Origin of the sequence: Cupriavidus sp. SK-4 (genome assembly GCF_000611125.1) — a bacterium.
Taxonomy (GTDB): Bacteria; Pseudomonadota; Gammaproteobacteria; order Burkholderiales; family Burkholderiaceae; genus Cupriavidus; species Cupriavidus necator.
On sequence record NZ_JFJW01000095.1, the window covers coordinates 35,269 to 51,170 of the forward strand.

The 15,902-nt window shown below is 66.6% G+C and carries 17 protein-coding genes; 5 read left to right on the forward strand and 12 right to left on the reverse strand.

Annotated features, from left to right (window positions below; genetic code table 11):
* Window positions 1-33: 33 nt before the first annotated feature.
* Entirely contained in the window at window positions 34-657 is a 624-nt protein-coding gene (gene rimM / locus CF68_RS20490; RefSeq protein ID WP_051591612.1) for a ribosome maturation factor RimM, read from the reverse strand.
* A 111-nt stretch (window positions 658-768) separates the two neighbouring features.
* Entirely contained in the window at window positions 769-1,023 is a 255-nt protein-coding gene (rpsP, locus tag CF68_RS20495; protein WP_010812927.1) for a 30S ribosomal protein S16, read from the reverse strand.
* A gap of 162 nt (window positions 1,024-1,185) precedes the next feature.
* Here rpsP and CF68_RS20500 point away from each other — a divergent pair, with 162 nt between their 5' ends.
* The 4 genes from CF68_RS20500 to CF68_RS20510 all read left to right on the forward strand — a co-directional run bounded on the left by CF68_RS20500 (window position 1,186) and on the right by CF68_RS20510 (window position 3,950).
* A complete protein-coding gene (locus CF68_RS20500) occupies window positions 1,186-2,313 on the forward strand; it encodes a sorbosone dehydrogenase family protein (RefSeq protein ID WP_035822288.1) in 1,128 nt (375 codons plus the stop codon).
* A gap of 153 nt (window positions 2,314-2,466) precedes the next feature.
* Window positions 2,467-2,868, forward strand: a complete 402-nt coding sequence (locus tag CF68_RS20505; RefSeq protein WP_035822290.1) for a hypothetical protein — start codon at window positions 2,467-2,469, stop codon at window positions 2,866-2,868.
* 298 nt (window positions 2,869-3,166) lie between these two features.
* Window positions 3,167-3,322 carry a hypothetical protein gene (locus CF68_RS37755; RefSeq protein WP_013955876.1) on the forward strand — a complete coding sequence of 52 codons (156 nt, stop codon included), beginning with the start codon at window positions 3,167-3,169 and terminating at the stop codon, window positions 3,320-3,322.
* Window positions 3,323-3,458: 136 nt separating this feature from the next.
* Window positions 3,459-3,950, forward strand: coding sequence for an NINE protein (locus tag CF68_RS20510; protein WP_035822293.1), 492 nt, complete (start codon window positions 3,459-3,461; stop codon window positions 3,948-3,950).
* A gap of 430 nt (window positions 3,951-4,380) precedes the next feature.
* On the opposite strand, the gene CF68_RS20515 is transcribed toward CF68_RS20510, so the two are convergent.
* Window positions 4,381-5,601 carry a PA0069 family radical SAM protein gene (locus CF68_RS20515; RefSeq protein ID WP_235205839.1) on the reverse strand — a complete coding sequence of 407 codons (1,221 nt, stop codon included), beginning with the start codon at window positions 5,599-5,601 and terminating at the stop codon, window positions 4,381-4,383.
* 11 nt (window positions 5,602-5,612) lie between these two features.
* Complete coding sequence (locus CF68_RS20520; protein ID WP_035822295.1) at window positions 5,613-6,116, reverse strand: Lrp/AsnC ligand binding domain-containing protein; 504 nt, start codon at window positions 6,114-6,116, stop codon at window positions 5,613-5,615.
* A gap of 108 nt (window positions 6,117-6,224) precedes the next feature.
* Between CF68_RS20520 and CF68_RS20525 the strand changes: the two genes are divergently transcribed.
* Complete coding sequence (locus CF68_RS20525; RefSeq protein WP_035822298.1) at window positions 6,225-7,529, forward strand: D-amino acid dehydrogenase; 1,305 nt, start codon at window positions 6,225-6,227, stop codon at window positions 7,527-7,529.
* Window positions 7,530-7,606: 77 nt separating this feature from the next.
* Here the strand turns inward: CF68_RS20525 and CF68_RS20530 are convergent, their stop codons facing one another.
* The 8 genes from CF68_RS20530 to CF68_RS20565 all read right to left on the reverse strand — a co-directional run bounded on the left by CF68_RS20530 (window position 7,607) and on the right by CF68_RS20565 (window position 15,837).
* The gene (locus CF68_RS20530) at window positions 7,607-9,391 is read right to left on the reverse strand and encodes an acyl-CoA dehydrogenase (protein WP_035822300.1); all 1,785 of its coding nucleotides are present in this window, start codon (window positions 9,389-9,391) and stop codon (window positions 7,607-7,609) included.
* Window positions 9,392-9,489: 98 nt separating this feature from the next.
* Complete coding sequence (locus CF68_RS20535) at window positions 9,490-10,425, reverse strand: electron transfer flavoprotein subunit alpha/FixB family protein (protein ID WP_013955866.1); 936 nt, start codon at window positions 10,423-10,425, stop codon at window positions 9,490-9,492.
* 18 nt (window positions 10,426-10,443) lie between these two features.
* The gene (locus tag CF68_RS20540) at window positions 10,444-11,193 is read right to left on the reverse strand and encodes an electron transfer flavoprotein subunit beta/FixA family protein (RefSeq protein ID WP_035822303.1); all 750 of its coding nucleotides are present in this window, start codon (window positions 11,191-11,193) and stop codon (window positions 10,444-10,446) included.
* Window positions 11,194-11,411: 218 nt separating this feature from the next.
* Window positions 11,412-12,209: a MetQ/NlpA family ABC transporter substrate-binding protein gene (locus tag CF68_RS20545; RefSeq protein ID WP_010812939.1), complete on the reverse strand. Its 798-nt coding sequence runs from the start codon at window positions 12,207-12,209 to the stop codon at window positions 11,412-11,414.
* Between the two features lie 46 nt (window positions 12,210-12,255).
* On the reverse strand, window positions 12,256-12,909 hold the full coding sequence (locus tag CF68_RS20550; RefSeq protein WP_035822305.1) for a methionine ABC transporter permease: 654 nt from the start codon (window positions 12,907-12,909) through the stop codon (window positions 12,256-12,258).
* Entirely contained in the window at window positions 12,899-13,933 is a 1,035-nt protein-coding gene (locus tag CF68_RS20555; protein ID WP_035822307.1) for a methionine ABC transporter ATP-binding protein, read from the reverse strand. Before CF68_RS20555 ends, CF68_RS20550 begins: the two co-directional genes overlap by 11 nt.
* A gap of 167 nt (window positions 13,934-14,100) precedes the next feature.
* Window positions 14,101-14,901: an enoyl-CoA hydratase gene (locus CF68_RS20560; protein WP_200872575.1), complete on the reverse strand. Its 801-nt coding sequence runs from the start codon at window positions 14,899-14,901 to the stop codon at window positions 14,101-14,103.
* A gap of 12 nt (window positions 14,902-14,913) precedes the next feature.
* Window positions 14,914-15,837: a histone deacetylase family protein gene (locus CF68_RS20565; protein WP_035822312.1), complete on the reverse strand. Its 924-nt coding sequence runs from the start codon at window positions 15,835-15,837 to the stop codon at window positions 14,914-14,916.
* Between the last annotated feature and the right edge of the window lie 65 nt (window positions 15,838-15,902).

Consider the following 15,902-nt stretch of genomic DNA (forward strand, 5'->3'; position numbering starts at 1 on the left):
CCAATCCCAATCCTGCACCGCATGGGCACAGGCTCAGTAGTCGAGCCCCCAGTCCACCACGATGCGCCTGCCCGCGGTATCCACCGAGCGCAGGAACGCATCGACAAACGGGATCAGCCGTTCGCCGGCCTTGCCGTCAGGGAGCACGCAGGCCACCTGCAGGATCTGGTGGGCACCGTTGTCGATCAGCCCGGACACCTCGCCCAGCAACTCGCCTTGCTCGTTGCTGACGGTGCAGCCGATCAGGTCGACCCAGTAGAACTCATCTTCTTCCGGCGCGGGAAAATCCGCACGCCGGATCCACACGCGACGGCCCTTGAGCGCTTCCGCAAGATTGCGGTCGGCCACGCCGGACGCTTGCGCCACGACGGTGCCGCTGTGCTCGCGCGACTGCGCGATCTTTACGCAGACGGGCTGGGCACGCGACGCATCGGCCGCCACCAGCCCCGCCTGCGGCGGTGCCAGCAACCACCAGCGGCGGGCATGCAGCAGGGCCGAAGCATCATCGGCATGCGGCAAGACCTTGATCCAGCCACGGATGCCGTAGGCAGCGCCAATATAGCCGACCTCCACCAGGTCTTCCGGCAGGGGGTCGGCATACAGGAGCGCCGCGGGCAGTTTGCAAGCCTTTTGCGGCTCGCCCTGGGGCTGAACCAGCGGTCGGTTCAGCGGCCGGGCGGCGCCCTGCTTTCGTTCAGTCACGTGTGCAATAAGAACGCGCCCGGCCGGCCGTAAAAACGGTTCGACGGGGCGCGCTGCAGGCGACTATCAGGCAGCAGCCTTGGCGGCGCCTTGCTTGACCAGGCGGGCAACGGTCGGCGACAGCTGGGCGCCAACGCCTTGCCAGTAGGCCAGGCGGTCTTGCGCCAGGCGCAGGCCTTCTTCACCTTCCGTAGCCAGCGGGTTGTAGAAACCAACGCGCTCAATGAAACGACCATCGCGACGGTTGCGCGAGTCGGTGGCGACGATGTTGAAGAACGGGCGCTTCTTGCTGCCGCCGCGAGCCAGACGGATAACGACCATGGAATGATTCCTCAGAAAACGGGGTGTTCGAGGACGTTCGAACACGAAACGCAAGAGTATAGCCCAATTACCGAGGCCAAACAAACACTTAGGTGAACTTAGGTGATTGACGCGCGCCTGCCGCGCAGGCATCGTGGTAAAAACCGCGACAGGAGGCCCGACATGCGCCCGGTTCTGCACTTCATGGCACGCACCGTACGGCCTACGTCCCTGCTCGCCATTGTACTGCTGGCAGGCACCGGGTCCGCACCGGCCGCCCTGCCGCTGGACCAGGTCCGGCTGCCGCCTGGTTTCCGCATCGAGGTGCTGACGCAGGACGTGCCAGGCGCACGCGCCATGGCGATGTCGCCGTCGGGCACGCTCTTCGTCGGCTCGCGCAGCGAAGGCAAGGTCTACGCGGTGACCGACGCGCTGGGGGCCCGGCCGCGCGTGCGCACGGTCGCCACCGGGCTGCGCATGCCGGTCGGCGTGGCCTTGCACGACGGCAGCCTGTATGCGTCCTCGGTGTCGAAGATCGTGCGGATCGACCATGTCGAGGCCAGCCTCGACAAGCCGCCGGCACCAACGGTGGTGAGCGACCGCTTCCCGACGGACGGGCACCACGGCTGGAAATTCATCGCCTTCGGTCCCGACGGCTACCTCTACGTGCCGGTCGGCGCGCCATGCAATATCTGCGCGCCCGACGAGAACCGCTACGCCAACATCATGAAGATGAAGCCCGACGGCAGCGACCTGCAGGTGGTGGCACGCGGCGTGCGCAACACCGTCGGCTTCGACTGGCACCCGGCCACGCGCGAGCTGTGGTTCACCGACAACGGCCGCGACCGCATGGGCGACGACGTGCCCGACGACGAGCTCAACCGCGCCACCGCCGCCGGCCAGCATTTCGGCTACCCGTACTGCCATGCCGGCGCGGTTGCCGATCCCGAATACGGCAGCCAGCGCCCCTGCGCCGAGTTCGTGCCGCCGGTCGCCCGCCTGGGCGCGCACGTGGCGGCCCTGGGCATGCGCTTCTACACCGGCACGCAATTCCCGGCGGCCTACCGCAACAACGTCTTCATCGCCGAGCACGGCAGCTGGGACCGCAGCGAGCCGTCCGGCTACCGCGTGGTCCGCGTGACGCTGGACGATGCCGGCAAGGCTGTGCACCAGGAGGTGTTCGCGCAAGGCTGGCTGCGCGGCGGCAGGCCGTGGGGCCGCCCGGTCGACGTCCTGGTTGCGCCGGACGGTTCGCTGCTGGTCAGCGACGATCTTGCCGGGGCCATTTACCGCATCCGCTACCGACCCTGAAACCCGCTGAAAACCCCACGGAACGGGGGTCTGGGTGGCCGAAACAATCCGTTACACCGGTAACGGGATTGGCATAGGCGCCCCGATGGCCCATGCGTACCATGAACCCATCTTCCAAAAGCAACACAGCGCGTCAGGAACCTGGGAATCCGCATGCTCACCCGCTCTCTCCTGCGCGACCTGGTGGCTGGCATCCTGGTGGCCTCGGGCCTGGTCGGCGCGGTTGCCGCCAGCCATGCCCAGGTCGCGTTCTGGCAACAAGTACGTCCCGATGGCCGCTCCGCACGGATGCAGCCGCAGCCCCGCGACGGCTGGCAGATGGCCAGCGTGCGCGCCGAGAGCCGCGAGCACGTGCAAGCCCAGATCGACCGCATGGAGGCACGCGCCCGTGCCGACGACCGCCTGAGCGGGCGCCGCGCCGCGCTGGCTGGCGCCCGCGACGATAACCGCGGCCGGGGCCAGGAACGCGACAACCCCAATGAAGCCCGCAACGACTCCCGGCCCAGCAACGTCGGCCCCGGCTGGCAGGCACGTGGCCGCGACAATAGCCGATAAAGGTCGCTGCTGACGGCTGTCGGCGCAACCCCGCCCATCGCTGCACTGCCCAACTGTCTTTCGGCTGTTCGCGGAACTCCTCCCCCGCTCCCCCTGTCTCTATTTGAGTGTGTGCCCCGCTTTCCGGGTGCCACGCACAGGCTGCCGCCCGGCGCTGTCCGGGGCTCACAGCGTGCCGTCCAGTGCAGACGGCAATCGAACTGACCTGCCTCTGCCCGACACCTCCTGCCGGACCCGATCCAGACGGCCCGGGCGCAGCCTCCAGAAAGACAAAAACAATAATTCTGTGAGGTTTATCATGTCATCCCTTCTTAGCGACCTGGCCGAACACGCCGGCCAGTTATCGCTGTCAATCCTGTTCATGGGCATCCTGACCCTGGTCCTCTACGGCGAAACCCATATCAGCGAGCACGCGGTGGCCTTCCTGGACGGCCTGCAGTCCGGCTGGCATTAGCGCCGTCCTGCGCGTCTTCTGACGCACTTCCCTTTCTTGCGCTGACTGCCGGCGTACAATGTGGGCCGGCCGGTACCCGTGTGCCGCCGCTCCCGTGCCGGTGCATTGCCGGCCCGCAACCGCCGGATATCCGACCATGCCTGCAGCCACGCCAGCCCGCCCTGCCCCCACGCTCGCCTCGCCGCCCGCCCGCGGCAAATCGAAGCTGCTGACCGTGGCGCTGGCGTTCCTGTGCGGCAGCCTGGGCGCGCATCGCTTCTACCTGGGCGGCCTGCGCGACCCGTATGGCTGGGCGCACCTGCTGGCGCTGCTGGCGGGCGCGATCGGCGTGACCTCGATGGCGACCGGCGCGGGCACCCCGGCGCTGAACTGGACCTTCGCCGTCGCCGGCGGAACCTCCGTCATCAGCGCCTTCCTGGCGGCCATCGTCTACGGGCTGCGCCCGGACGACAAATGGGACGCACGCTTCAACCCGCACGGCAAACCCACGCGCTCGGGCTGGCCGGTGGTGATCCTGGTGATCCTGTCGCTGCTGATCGGCACCGGCTTGCTGATGGCCGGTCTGGCGATCAGTTTCCAGACCTTCTTCGAATCGCAGGTCGAGGCCGCCCGCGCGTTGTCGCAATAGCGGCCACGGCAGCAGTGCCGATCTGGGCAGTGTCTCCCAGCCGGCACCTGGTACCGCCCAAGACCCGGGCATTCGTCGATTTCTTCGCCGGGCGCTTCGGCAACCCGCCCTACTGGGACCGGCCCGGTACCTGGAGCGCGCTGCGCGCTTGCGCACGATCAAGGCCGGCGTAAACGGCGGCTCCCCTTTCTGCCAATTCGCCCATACTGGTAGAGCCGTCCGATTCCGGCGGCGTCACGCGCGGCGGGGCCACGCCCGCGCGCAAAGGAGCAAGCATCGACATGCCAACCTATGAGGAAGGACGCCTGGCGGCGATCGCTGTCAGGCTGGCGCTGTCCTCTGGACTGCCGCCATCGAGCGCGAAGGCCGCGCTGGAACTCGCCAGCAGCATGATCGGCGACCAGCTGGCCACCGAGCGCGCTCAGATGACTCAGAACAGCGAACCCTGCGGATCGTCCTTGCCGCGGGGCCCCCTGACTGGCGGGCGGAAACGCGACGCATCCAGCTCGAACCGGTTGTAACGGAACCCTAGCCGTTCGGCGGCCTTGTAGAAACGCTGGCGCAGCAAGTCCGCCCACACGCCCGTACCGCGCATGCGCGAGGCAAAGCTGGCATCGTAGGCTTTGCCCTCGCGCATGTCGCGCACGCGGTTCATCACCCGTTCCGCGCGCTCGGGAAAATGCGCCAGCAGCCATTCCTCGAACAGCGGCCGCACTTCCCAGGGCAGCCGCAGCACGATGTAGTTTGCATAGACGGCGCCCGCTTTGTGCGCCGCTTCCAATACACGCTCCAGGTCGGGTTCGGTGATGAACGGGATCACCGGGGCGATGCTCACACCCACCGGGATGCCCGCGTCGGTCAGCGTGCGGATGGTGCGCAGCCGGCGTGACGGCGTCGCCGCGCGCGGCTCCAGTGTGCGCGCGATGCCGGCGTCCAGCGTGGTGATGGTGACCGCCGCCACCGCCAGCCGCTTCGCCGCCATCGGCGCGAGCAGGTCGATATCGCGCTCGATCAGCGACGACTTGGTGATCAGCGCCACCGGGTGGTCGCACTCGCTCAGAACCTCCAGCAGGCCGCGCGTGATGCGATGTTCGCGCTCGATCGGCTGGTAGGCGTCGGTGTTGACGCCCAGCGCGATGGTCTCGCAGCGGTACGACGGCCGTGCCAGCGCCTCGCGCAGCCGCTCCGCGGCATTGGTTTTGGCATAAAGCTGCGTTTCAAAGTCCAGCCCCGGCGACAGGTCCAGGTAGGCGTGCGTCGGGCGGGCGAAGCAGTAGATGCAGCCGTGCTCGCAACCGCGGTAGGGGTTGAGCGAGACATCGAACGGGATGTCGGGCGATGCATTGCGCGTCAGGACCGAACGGGCGCGCTCGATATGGACTTCCGTGCGCAGCGGCGGCAGCGGGGCGGCTTCCGGCGACGGTGCGGCCTCGATGGTAAGCGGTGCGTCTTCCGGTGCACTGCCCCAGCCATCGTCGAACGCCTCACGCTGGTCGCGCTCGAAACGCCCCTGCAGGTTGCTCACGGCGCCCCGGCCCTTGCGCGCCACCGGCGGCCGCGGGCCTGCCTGCGGCGCGAGCGCGTCCGGGTCGGCATCGGGCCGCGTCGGGCGGCTGCTGGCAGGCTTGGGTTTCTGCGGGGGGCGCTCCATGCTGGCCTTGGTCACACTGACTGGCTCTTCTCCTCGACGGAAATCGCCAGTGTCTCCTTGATCTCTTCCATCACCACATAGCTCTTCGACTGCGCTGCGCCGGGCAGCTGCAGCAGGATATCGCCCAGCAGCCGGCGGTATTCGCCGATCTCGCGGATGCGTGCCTTGATCAGGTAGTCGAAATCGCCCGAGACCAGGTGGCATTCCAGCACTTCCGGGATGCGCAGCACCTCGCGCCGGAACTGCTCGAACATATTGCCCGACTTGTTGCCCAGCGAGATCTCGACGAACACCAGCAGCGCGCTCCCCAGCAGCGCCGGGTTCAGCCGCGCGTAGTAGCCCATGATGACACCATCGCGCTCCAGGCGCTTGACGCGCTCGATGCAGGGCGTGATGGTCAGCCCGACCGCCTCGGCCAGGTCCTTCATCGACATCCTGCCGTCGCTTTGCAGCGCCATCAGGATCTTGCGGTCGAGCCGGTCGAGGGTGCGGGTCGGCTGGCGGCTCGTTCTCATGAGTTTTTCCTGTTTTCCTGAGAAATTCGATAACAATGACTGGATTGGATTCAATAGTATAGAGATAAATCCTCTATCAACTTGTTATCGCAGTTGGAGCCCCCGGACATGCGCGTTCTCGTACTCGGCAGTGGCGTTATTGGCGTCACCAGTGCGTGGTATCTGGCCAAGGCCGGTCACGAAGTGACCATTGTCGACCGCGAGGCCGGGCCCGCGCTCGGCACCAGCTTCGCCAACGCCGGGCAGATCTCGCCCGGCTATGCGTCGCCGTGGGCGGCGCCGGGCGTACCGCTGAAGGCGATCAAGTGGATGTTCCAGGAACACGCGCCGCTCAGCATCCGTCCGGACGGCACCCTGTTCCAGCTGCAGTGGATGTGGCAGATGCTGCAGAACTGCAGCGCCGAACGCTACGCCGTCAACAAGGAGCGCATGGTGCGGCTGGCCGAATACAGCCGCGACTGCATCCGCGCGCTGCGCGCGGAGACGGGCATCGCTTATGAAGGCCGCCAGCAAGGCACGCTGCAGGTGTTCCGCACCGACGAGCAGTTGCAGGGCGCGGCCAAGGACATCGCCGTGCTGGAAGAAGCCGGCGTGCCCTATCAGTTGCTTTCGCGCGACGAACTCGCCGCGAGCGAACCGGCGCTGGCCGCCGTCCGCCACAAGCTGGCCGGCGGCCTGCGCCTTCCCAACGATGAAACCGGCGACTGCGCGCTGTTTACGCAACGGCTCGCAGGCATGGCCCAGATGCTGGGCGTGAAGTTCCTGTACAACCGCTCGATCGACAGCCTGATGACTCAGGGCGATGCCGTCACTGGCGCCGTGGTCGACGGCCAGCCGATGGACGCCGACCTGGTGGTGGTGGCGCTGGGCAGCTGGACGACGCAACTGGTCAAGCCGTTCCTGCGTGGCATGTCCAACCTGCCGGTGTACCCGCTCAAGGGCTTCTCGATCACGGTGCCGCTGAGCGATCCGTCGCGCAGTCCGGTGTCCACCGTGCTGGACGAAACCTACAAGGTTGCCATCACCCGCTTCGACGACCGCATCCGGGTGGGCGGCATGGCGCAGATCGTCGGCTACGACCGCAGCCTGGATCCGGCCAAGCGCCGCACGCTCGAGCATGTGGTGACCGACCTGTTCCCGGGCGCCGGTGATGTCAGCCGCGCCACTTTCTGGACCGGCCTGCGCCCGATGACGCCGGACGGTACGCCCATCGTCGGCCCGACCCAGGTGCGCGGCCTGTGGCTGAACACCGGCCACGGCACGCTCGGCTGGACCATGGCCTGCGGCTCGGGCAAGCTGCTCTCGGACCTGGTCTCGGGCACGTCGCCGGCGATCCGCGCCGACGACCTGTCGGTGGGCCGCTACCTGAAGCCGACGCGCCATCACCTGGCGCACAGGCCGGCCACTGCCTGAAGCGGGCGCTGTCTCGATAAGTAAAAAGGGCGACCCCGCGGGGTCGCCCTTTTTCTTTCCGGTGACTGTCAGGCCGCTCAGAACTGCTCGGCCGTCATCGCATTCACCGGTGCCGCACCACTGACGACGGCATCGCGCAATGCCGACGCCTGCGACAGGATGTGCTCGGCGAAGAAATGCGCGGTCGCGATCTTGGCATCGTGGAAGGCAGGATCCTCGGCGCGCTTGGCATCGGCAGCCAGCATCGCACGGCCGAACTGCCAGCCGGAGAACACGATGCCGCACAGCTTCAGGTAAGGCACGCTGCCGGCAAAGACGGCATTCGGGTCCGACTTGGCATTGGCCACGACAAACGCCACCACGTCTTCCAGCGCCGCGCGGCCCTTGGCCAGTTGCGCCTGCACCGCGCTGAACCCGGCGCAGCTGTGCTTGCCCAGCGCAGCCTCGGTCTCGGCGATCTGCGCGCAGATCGCGCGCGCCACGGCGCCGCCGTCGCGCACGGTCTTGCGGCCGATCAGGTCGTTGGCCTGGATTGCCGTGGTGCCTTCGTAGATCGGCAGGATGCGCGCATCGCGGTAGTGCTGCGCCGCGCCGGTCTCCTCGATAAAGCCCATGCCGCCGTGCACCTGCACGCCCAGGCTGGTGACATCGATCGACAGCTCGGTGCTCCAGCCTTTCACCACCGGCACCAGGAACTCGTAGAAGGCCTGGTTCTGCTGGCGCACGGCTTCGTCGGGATGCTGGTGCGCCGCGTCGCTGGCGGCCGCGGCCACGTAGGCCACGGCGCGCGCGCCTTCGGTCAGCGCGCGCATGGTCATCAGCATGCGCTTGACGTCAGGGTGGTGGATGATGGTCACCGCCTCGCGCGCCGAACCATCGACCGGGCGGCTCTGCACGCGCTCGCGCGCAAAGGCCACCGCCTGCTGGTAGGCGCGTTCGGACACGGCGATGCCCTGCATGCCGACCGAGAAGCGTGCCGAGTTCATCATGATGAACATGTACTCGAGGCCACGGTTCTCTTCGCCGACCAGCGTGCCGATGGCACCGCCATGGTCGCCGAACTGCAGCACGGCCGTGGGGCTCGCCTTGATGCCCAGCTTGTGCTCGATCGAGACGCAATGCACGTCGTTGCGCTCACCGGTGCTGCCGTCGGCGTTGACCATGAACTTCGGCACGATGAACAGCGAGATGCCCTTGACGCCCTCGGGCGCGGTGGGCGTGCGGGCCAGCACGAGATGGACGATGTTCTTCGCCATGTCGTGCTCGCCGTAGGTGATGAAGATCTTGGTGCCGAACACCTTGTAGGTGCCATCGCCCTGCGGCTCGGCACGGGTGCGCACCGCGGCCAGGTCCGAACCGGCCTGCGGCTCGGTCAGGTTCATGGTGCCGGTCCACTCGCCCGAGATCAGCTTGGGCAGGAAGGTGGCCTTCTGTTCATCCGTGCCGGCGGTCAGCAGCGCCTCGATGGCACCGTCGGTCAGCAGCGGGCACAGCGCGAACGACAGGTTCGCGGTGTTCAACATCTCGTTGCAGGCAGTGGCGACCAGCTTGGGCAGGCCCTGGCCGCCAAACTCCTGCGGATGCAGCACGCCCTGCCAGCCGCCCTCGCCGAACTGGCGGAAGGCCTCCTTGAAGCCGGGCGTGGTGGTGACCACGCCGTCCTTCCAGCTGCTCGGGTCCAGGTCGCCGGCGCGGTTCAGCGGCGCGACCACCTGCTCGTTGAACTTGGCGGCTTCGTCCAGCACCGCCTCGGCCGTTTCCGGCGTGGCTTCCTCGAAGCCCGGCAGTTTGCTGACGGCCTCAAGCCCGGCCAGCTCGTTCATGACGAACAGCATGTCCTTGATCGGCGCACGGTAAGTCATCGATGTCTCCCAACATGTATGAAAAAGCCGTTCGCGGGTCACCCCCGGAACGGCTCGTACTTGCTACCCGTGCCGGCCGCCGCGCGGCCGGCGAGGCATCAGCCCAGTGCTGCCACCAGCTCCGGCACCACGGTGTTCAGGTCGCCCACCAGGCCGTAGTCGGCCACGGAGAAGATCGGGGCTTCGGCATCCTTGTTGATCGCGACGATCACCTTGGAGTCCTTCATGCCGGCCAGATGCTGGATCGCGCCGGAGATGCCGACGGCGATGTACAGCTGCGGCGCGACGATCTTGCCGGTCTGGCCGACCTGGTAGTCGTTCGGCACGAAGCCAGCGTCCACGGCGGCGCGCGAGGCACCCAGCGCGGCGCCCAGCTTGTCGGCCAGCGGCGTCAGCACCTTGGTGTAGTTCTCACCCGAACCCACGCCACGGCCACCCGAGACGATGATCTTGGCGGCGGTCAGTTCCGGGCGGTCGCTCTTGGCCACTTCGCGCGAAACAAACTGCGAAACACCTGCGTCGGCCACGGCCGGCAGGGTTTCAACGGCGGCCGAGCCACCTTCGGCGGCAGCGGCGTCGAAGGCGGTGCCGCGCACGGTGATGACCTTGATCTTGTCTTCCGACTTGACCGTGGCGATGGCGTTGCCGGCGTAGATCGGGCGCTCGAACGTGTCCGGGGCGTCGACCTTGGAGATTTCCGAGATCTGGGCCACGTCCAGCTTGGCAGCCACGCGCGGCAGGATGTTCTTGCCGTACGGGGTGGCCGGAGCCAGGATGTGCGAGTAGTCGTTGGCGATGGCCAGCGCCTGCTCGGCCACGTTCTCGGCCAGGCCGTCACCGAAGTACGGTGCGTCGGCCAGCAGGACCTTGGTCACGCCGGCGATCTTGGCGGCGGCGTCAGCCGCGGCCTTGGCGTTGGAACCAGCCACCAGCACGTGCACGTCGCCGCCGCACTGGGCTGCGGCGGTCACGGTGTTCAGCGTGGCGGCCTTGATGGATTGATTGTCGTGTTCAGCAATGACGAGTGCAGTCATGTTATTTCTCCCCCGCGCTCAGATAACCTTGGCTTCGTTCTTCAGCTTCTGCACCAGCGTCGCGACGTCCGGCACCATCACACCCGCGCTGCGCTTGGCAGGCTCGACCACCTTCAGGGTCGACAGGCGCGGCTTGACGTCGACGCCGAGGTCTTCCGGCTTGACGATATCGAGCTGCTTCTTCTTGGCCTTCATGATGTTGGGCAGCGTCACGTAGCGCGGCTCGTTCAGGCGCAGGTCGGTCGTGACCACGGCCGGCAGCTTGAGCGACAGCGTTTCCAGGCCGCCATCGACTTCACGCGTCACCGAGGCCTTGCCGTCGGCAACCACCACCTTCGAGGCGAACGTGGCTTGCGGCAGGCCAGCCAGCGCGGCCACCATCTGGCCGGTCTGGTTGGAGTCGTCGTCGATGGCCTGCTTGCCCAGGATCACCAGTTGCGGCTGTTCCTTGTCGATCAGCGCCTTCAGCAGCTTGGCCACGGCCAGCGGTTGCAGGTCTTCGTTCGATTCCACCAGGATGCCGCGGTCGGCACCGATGGCCATCGCGGTGCGCAGGGTTTCCTGGCACTGCGTGACACCGCACGAGACGGCGATCACTTCGGTGACAACGCCGGCTTCCTTCAGGCGCACGGCCTCTTCCACGGCGATTTCGTCGAAGGGGTTCATGCTCATCTTCACGTTGGCCAGATCGACGCCACTGCCGTCCGGCTTGACGCGGACCTTGACGTTGTAATCCACCACCCGCTTGACTGCGACGAGTACTTTCATGCGCTCACTCCACTGATAGCTGATAGTCAGAAATTTTGTTCGCTCGTCATTATAACCACCGGGTTGGCGGCTCTCCTGTTTTTCGAACGATCGTACTATTTTATCGGCAAAATGATGCCGGGCATAGCCCGGCAGATCCCAGCCGTCCAGCGATTGTGCCGCAAACCGGGGCTTGCGGGCATCGTCTGATTGGATGAAAACCTCAAAGTGACGTCGGCTTACCAGGCGGTAATGACCGAGTCCTTGAAGGTCGATGTGACGTATTGCTTGATTTCCGGCGAGTGGTAGGCCTTCACCAGCTTGGCCACCCAGGGCTTGCTCTTGTCGGCCTCGCGGATCGCGATCAGGTTGGCGTACGGACCCTTCGGGCCTTCGATGGCGATGGCGTCCTTGACGGGCGACAGGCCGGCCGATTCCGCGTAGTTGCCGTTGATGGCGGCGGCATCCAGGTCATCCAGCGAGCGCGGCAGCTGCGCGGCGTCCAGCTCGACGATGCGGATCTTCTTCGGGTTCTCAACGATGTCCAGCGGCGTCGCCTTCAGGCCGGCGTTGGGCTTGAGCTTGATCACGCCCTTGCTCTGCAGCAGCAACAGGCCGCGCCCGCCGTTGGTGGGATCGTTAGGCACGCCCACGCGCGCGCCCTGCTTGAGCTGGTCGAGCGACTTGATCTTCTTGGAGTACACGCCCATCGGGAAGGTCACCGTATAGGCGATATGCGTGAACTTGTAGCCGCGGTCCTTGATCTGGGCCTCCAGGTACGGCAGGTGCTGGTAGCTGTTGGCGTCCAGGTCGCCGGCAGCCAGCGCGGCGTTGGGCTGGATGTAGTCGCTGAACTCGACCACCTGGATGTTCAGGCCGTCCTTGGCGGCGACCTTCTTCACCTGTTCCATGATCTGGGCGTGCGGGCCGCCGGTCACGCCGATCTTGATCGGCTTTTCCTGGGCGACGGCGCCAGTGGCCAGCGTTGCGCCGATCGCGGCGCCGAGAATCCATTGCAGCAGGTTGCGACGTTGCATGTTATGCGTTCCTGTTTCAGAAAAAAATTGGCTTGGCGGTGGCTGATTAACGGTGGCTGATGCGGCGGACAAGCCAGTCGCCGAAACTCTGCACGGCCTGCACGAACACGATCAGGATCACCACCACCGCCACCATGACCTCGGTGATATAGCGCTGGTAGCCGTAGCGGATGCCCAGGTCGCCCAGGCCGCCGCCGCCGATCGCGCCGGCCATGGCCGAATAGCCGACCAGGCTGACAAAGGTAATGGTCAGGCCGGCGACGATGCCGGGCATGGCCTCGGGCAGCAGCACCTTCCACACGATCTGGCGGGTGGTGGCACCCATCGACTGGGCGGCCTCGACCAGGCCCTTGTCGACCTCGCGCAGCGCGCTTTCCACCAGGCGCGCGATAAAGGGGACCGCCGCGATGGTCAGCGGCACGATCGCCGCGGTGGTGCCGATCGACGACCCGACGATAAAGCGCGTGAACGGGATCACCACCACCAGCAGGATGATGAACGGGATCGAGCGCACCGCATTGACCACCACGCCGATGCCGCGGTTGAACAGCGGGTGCGACAGCACGCCTCCGCGGTTGGTCAGGTGCAGCAGCACGCCCAGCGGCACGCCCAGCAGCGAGCCGACCGCGCCCGAGATCGCCACCATCAGCAGGGTCTCGTTGAACGAGGTCAGGAACAGGTCAAACATTTCAGACCACATGCTCGAACTCCTCCACCACGACGCCTTGCGCCTGCAGGTATTCCATCGCCGCCTTCACGTCGGCCAGTTCGCCCGTGGCCATGATCGCCAGCGAGCCGAAGGCCTGGCCCTGGATCTCGTCGATATGGCCGTGCAGGATGTTGAAGTCCAGCCCGTAGCGGCGGATCGCCTGGGCCAGCACCGGCTGGTCCACGCCCTCGCCGGTGAAGGCCAGGCGGTAAACGTGGTCGCGGCCGTTGCCCAGCCGGCTCTCCACGCGCTTGAGCACGCTGGCCGGCAGTTCCTGCGAGATGACGTCGCCGATCATGGCGCGCGTGACGTCGTGCTGCGGGCGCAGGAATACGTCGATCACGCGCCCGGTCTCCACCACCTGGCCGGCCTCAAGCACGGCCACGCGGTCGCAGACCTGCTTGATGACTTCCATCTGGTGCGTGATCATCACGATGGTCAGCCCCAGGTCGCGGTTGATCTGCTTGAGCAGCTCCAGGATGGAGCGGGTGGTTTCCGGGTCCAGCGCGGAAGTGGCCTCGTCCGACAGCAGCACCTTGGGCTTGCTGGCCAGTGCGCGCGCAATGCCCACGCGCTGCTTCTGCCCGCCGCTGATCTGCGCCGGATAGCGGTCCTTCAGCGCCGACAGGCCCACCAGGTCCAGCAGCGGCAGCACTGTCGCGGCTATCTCAGCCTTGGGCTTGCCGGCCAGTTCCAGCGGCAGCGCCACGTTGTCGTACACCGTGCGCGACGACAGCAGGTTGAAGTGCTGGAAGATCATGCCGATCTCGCGGCGTGCCAGGCGCAGCGCGCCCGTGTCCAGCGCGGTCAGTTCCTGGCCCGCGACGATCACGCGGCCGCTCGAGGGCCGGTTCAGCAGGTTGATGGCGCGTACCAGCGTGCTCTTGCCGGCGCCGCTGCGGCCGATAATGCCGAAGACTTCGCCCGCCGCTATCGACAGGCTGACGTCCCGCAATGCATGCACGTCGCCAGACGCGCCCGGGAAGCGCTGCGACAGTCCTTGCAGTTCGATCATGGAAAGGTGACCAAAAGAAAACGGCAACAGGCGAGGGATCTCCAGCGCTGTTGCCGCTCGTTATTTTTCTGAAGCGCGTATTTTATGCGATTCGCTTCATACCATAAACGACTTTTTACCGATGTCTTTATACGTTCCCGGCATATAAGAAGGAAAAAAGTCGATTATTAGCCACGCCAGGACGGCGAGCGCTTGTCAATGAAGGCCTGCACCCCCTCCAGCGCCGACTCGTCCATCATGTTGCAGGCCATGGTCTGGCCGGCCAGCTGGTAGGCGGCCTCGATGCCCATCTCCAGCTGGCGGTAGAACAGGCCCTTGCCGGCGGCCACCGCGGCGGCCGGCTTGGCACAGATGCTGGCGGCCAGGCGCGCCACCTCTTCGTCCAGCTGGCCAGCGGGCACCACCCGGTTCACCAGCCCGCGCTCACGGGCGGTTTCGGCGTCGATCATGTCGCCGGTCAGCAGCATCTCCATGGCCTGCTTGCGGTGCAGGTTGCGCGACAGCGCCACCCCGGGCGTCGAGCAGAACAGGCCCAGGTTGACGCCGGATACCGCAAAGCGCGCATCGTCGGCGGCCACCGCGAGGTCGCACATGGCCACCAGCTGGCAGCCCGCCGCCGTGGCGATGCCCTGCACGCGCGCAAGCACCGGCTGCGGCATCTTCTGGATCGCCATCATCATGCGGGTGCAGCGGTCGAACAGGCGCCGGTAGTAGTCGTGCGACGGCGAGGCCCGCATCTCGCGCAGGTCGTGCCCGGCGCAGAAGGCCTTGCCGGCGCCGGCCAGCACCACCACGCGCACGGTGTGGTCCGACGCCAGCCGGCCGAGGGCTTCGGTCAGCGCGTCGAGCAGCCCTTCTGACAGTGCATTGAACGCCTGCGGCCGATTCATGGTCAATCGCACCACGCCCGCGGCGTCGCGCGATTCCGTCAACAGCGGCGCGTCCAAGCGCGCATCGTTCTCGGCCATGGCCATGCTCTCCTATCGTTCCAGCAGCACCTTCAGGTGCGCCAGCACGCTGCGGCCCAGCGCGCTCAGGTTGTAGCCCCCTTCCAGGCAGCTGACAATGCGGCCCTGCGCATGGGTGCGCGCAAGGTCCACCAGCTGGCCGGTGATCCAGGCGTAGTCCTGCTCAACCAGGCCCATCTGGCCCAGGTCGTCCTCGCGGTGCGCGTCAAAGCCGGCGGAGATAAACAGCATCTGCGGGCGGAACTCATTAAGCCGCGGCAACCAGATGGTCTCGACCACTTCGCGCACGGCCATGCCGTTGGAATAGGCCGGCAGCGGGATGTTGACCATATTGGGCGCGAGATGCTCGGTGCCGCTGTACGGATAGAACGGGTGCTGGAAGATGCTGCACATCATCACCTGCTCGTCGCCGCGGAATGCCGCTTCGGTGCCGTTGCCGTGGTGCACGTCGAAATCGATGATGGCCACGCGCTCCAGACCGTGCGCCCGCAGCGCGTGGCGCGCGGCGATGGCGACGTTGTTGTAGAAGCAGAAGCCCATGGCGCGATCGGGCTCGGCGTGATGGCCGGGCGGGCGCACGCAGCAGAATGCGTTCTCGAACTCGCCCGCGATCACCGCATCGGTGGCCGCCACCGCCGCGCCCGCGGCCAGCGTGGCGGCGGCAAGCGTGTGCGAGTTCATCGAGGTATCCGGATCGATCGCGTGATAGCCGCTGGCCGGGCTGGCGCGTTCGAGCGAATCGACATAGTCGGGACGGTGCACGCGCTCCAGCTGCTCGCGCGTGGCGGGCGGGGCTTCGCGGCGCTCCAGCAGCCCGTCCAGCCCGTGCGAAATCAGGTGATCCTCGATCGCCTGCAGGCGTTCCGGGCACTCCGGATGGAAATGCCCCATCTCGTGCCGCTGGAACTCGGGGTGCGTGTAATAGCCTGTCGGCATCTCTTATCGTCGCAATGTTGTCTCCAATCGCTACGTTAGCACACGCCAGCCCATGCCACCCAGCG

What these genes read in the sequence shown, in the direction of transcription:
- CF68_RS20550 (WP_035822305.1), bottom strand. Translation starts at nt 12,909, where the DNA reads ATGTGGTCTGAAATGTTTGACCTGTTCCTGACCTCGTTCAACGAGACC.
- CF68_RS20555 (WP_035822307.1), bottom strand. Translation starts at nt 13,933, where the DNA reads ATGATCGAACTGCAAGGACTGTCGCAGCGCTTCCCGGGCGCGTCTGGC.
- CF68_RS20545 (WP_010812939.1), bottom strand. Translation starts at nt 12,209, where the DNA reads ATGCAACGTCGCAACCTGCTGCAATGGATTCTCGGCGCCGCGATCGGC.
- CF68_RS37755 (WP_013955876.1), top strand. Translation starts at nt 3,167, where the DNA reads ATGTCATCCCTTCTTAGCGACCTGGCCGAACACGCCGGCCAGTTATCG.
- CF68_RS20530 (WP_035822300.1), bottom strand. Translation starts at nt 9,391, where the DNA reads ATGACTTACCGTGCGCCGATCAAGGACATGCTGTTCGTCATGAACGAG.
- CF68_RS20500 (WP_035822288.1), top strand. Translation starts at nt 1,186, where the DNA reads ATGCGCCCGGTTCTGCACTTCATGGCACGCACCGTACGGCCTACGTCC.
- CF68_RS20505 (WP_035822290.1), top strand. Translation starts at nt 2,467, where the DNA reads ATGCTCACCCGCTCTCTCCTGCGCGACCTGGTGGCTGGCATCCTGGTG.
- CF68_RS20510 (WP_035822293.1), top strand. Translation starts at nt 3,459, where the DNA reads ATGCCTGCAGCCACGCCAGCCCGCCCTGCCCCCACGCTCGCCTCGCCG.
- rpsP (WP_010812927.1), bottom strand. Translation starts at nt 1,023, where the DNA reads ATGGTCGTTATCCGTCTGGCTCGCGGCGGCAGCAAGAAGCGCCCGTTC.
- CF68_RS20525 (WP_035822298.1), top strand. Translation starts at nt 6,225, where the DNA reads ATGCGCGTTCTCGTACTCGGCAGTGGCGTTATTGGCGTCACCAGTGCG.
- CF68_RS20535 (WP_013955866.1), bottom strand. Translation starts at nt 10,425, where the DNA reads ATGACTGCACTCGTCATTGCTGAACACGACAATCAATCCATCAAGGCC.
- CF68_RS20560 (WP_200872575.1), bottom strand. Translation starts at nt 14,901, where the DNA reads ATGGCCGAGAACGATGCGCGCTTGGACGCGCCGCTGTTGACGGAATCG.
- CF68_RS20565 (WP_035822312.1), bottom strand. Translation starts at nt 15,837, where the DNA reads ATGCCGACAGGCTATTACACGCACCCCGAGTTCCAGCGGCACGAGATG.
- CF68_RS20515 (WP_235205839.1), bottom strand. Translation starts at nt 5,601, where the DNA reads ATGGAGCGCCCCCCGCAGAAACCCAAGCCTGCCAGCAGCCGCCCGACG.
- CF68_RS20520 (WP_035822295.1), bottom strand. Translation starts at nt 6,116, where the DNA reads ATGAGAACGAGCCGCCAGCCGACCCGCACCCTCGACCGGCTCGACCGC.
- CF68_RS20540 (WP_035822303.1), bottom strand. Translation starts at nt 11,193, where the DNA reads ATGAAAGTACTCGTCGCAGTCAAGCGGGTGGTGGATTACAACGTCAAG.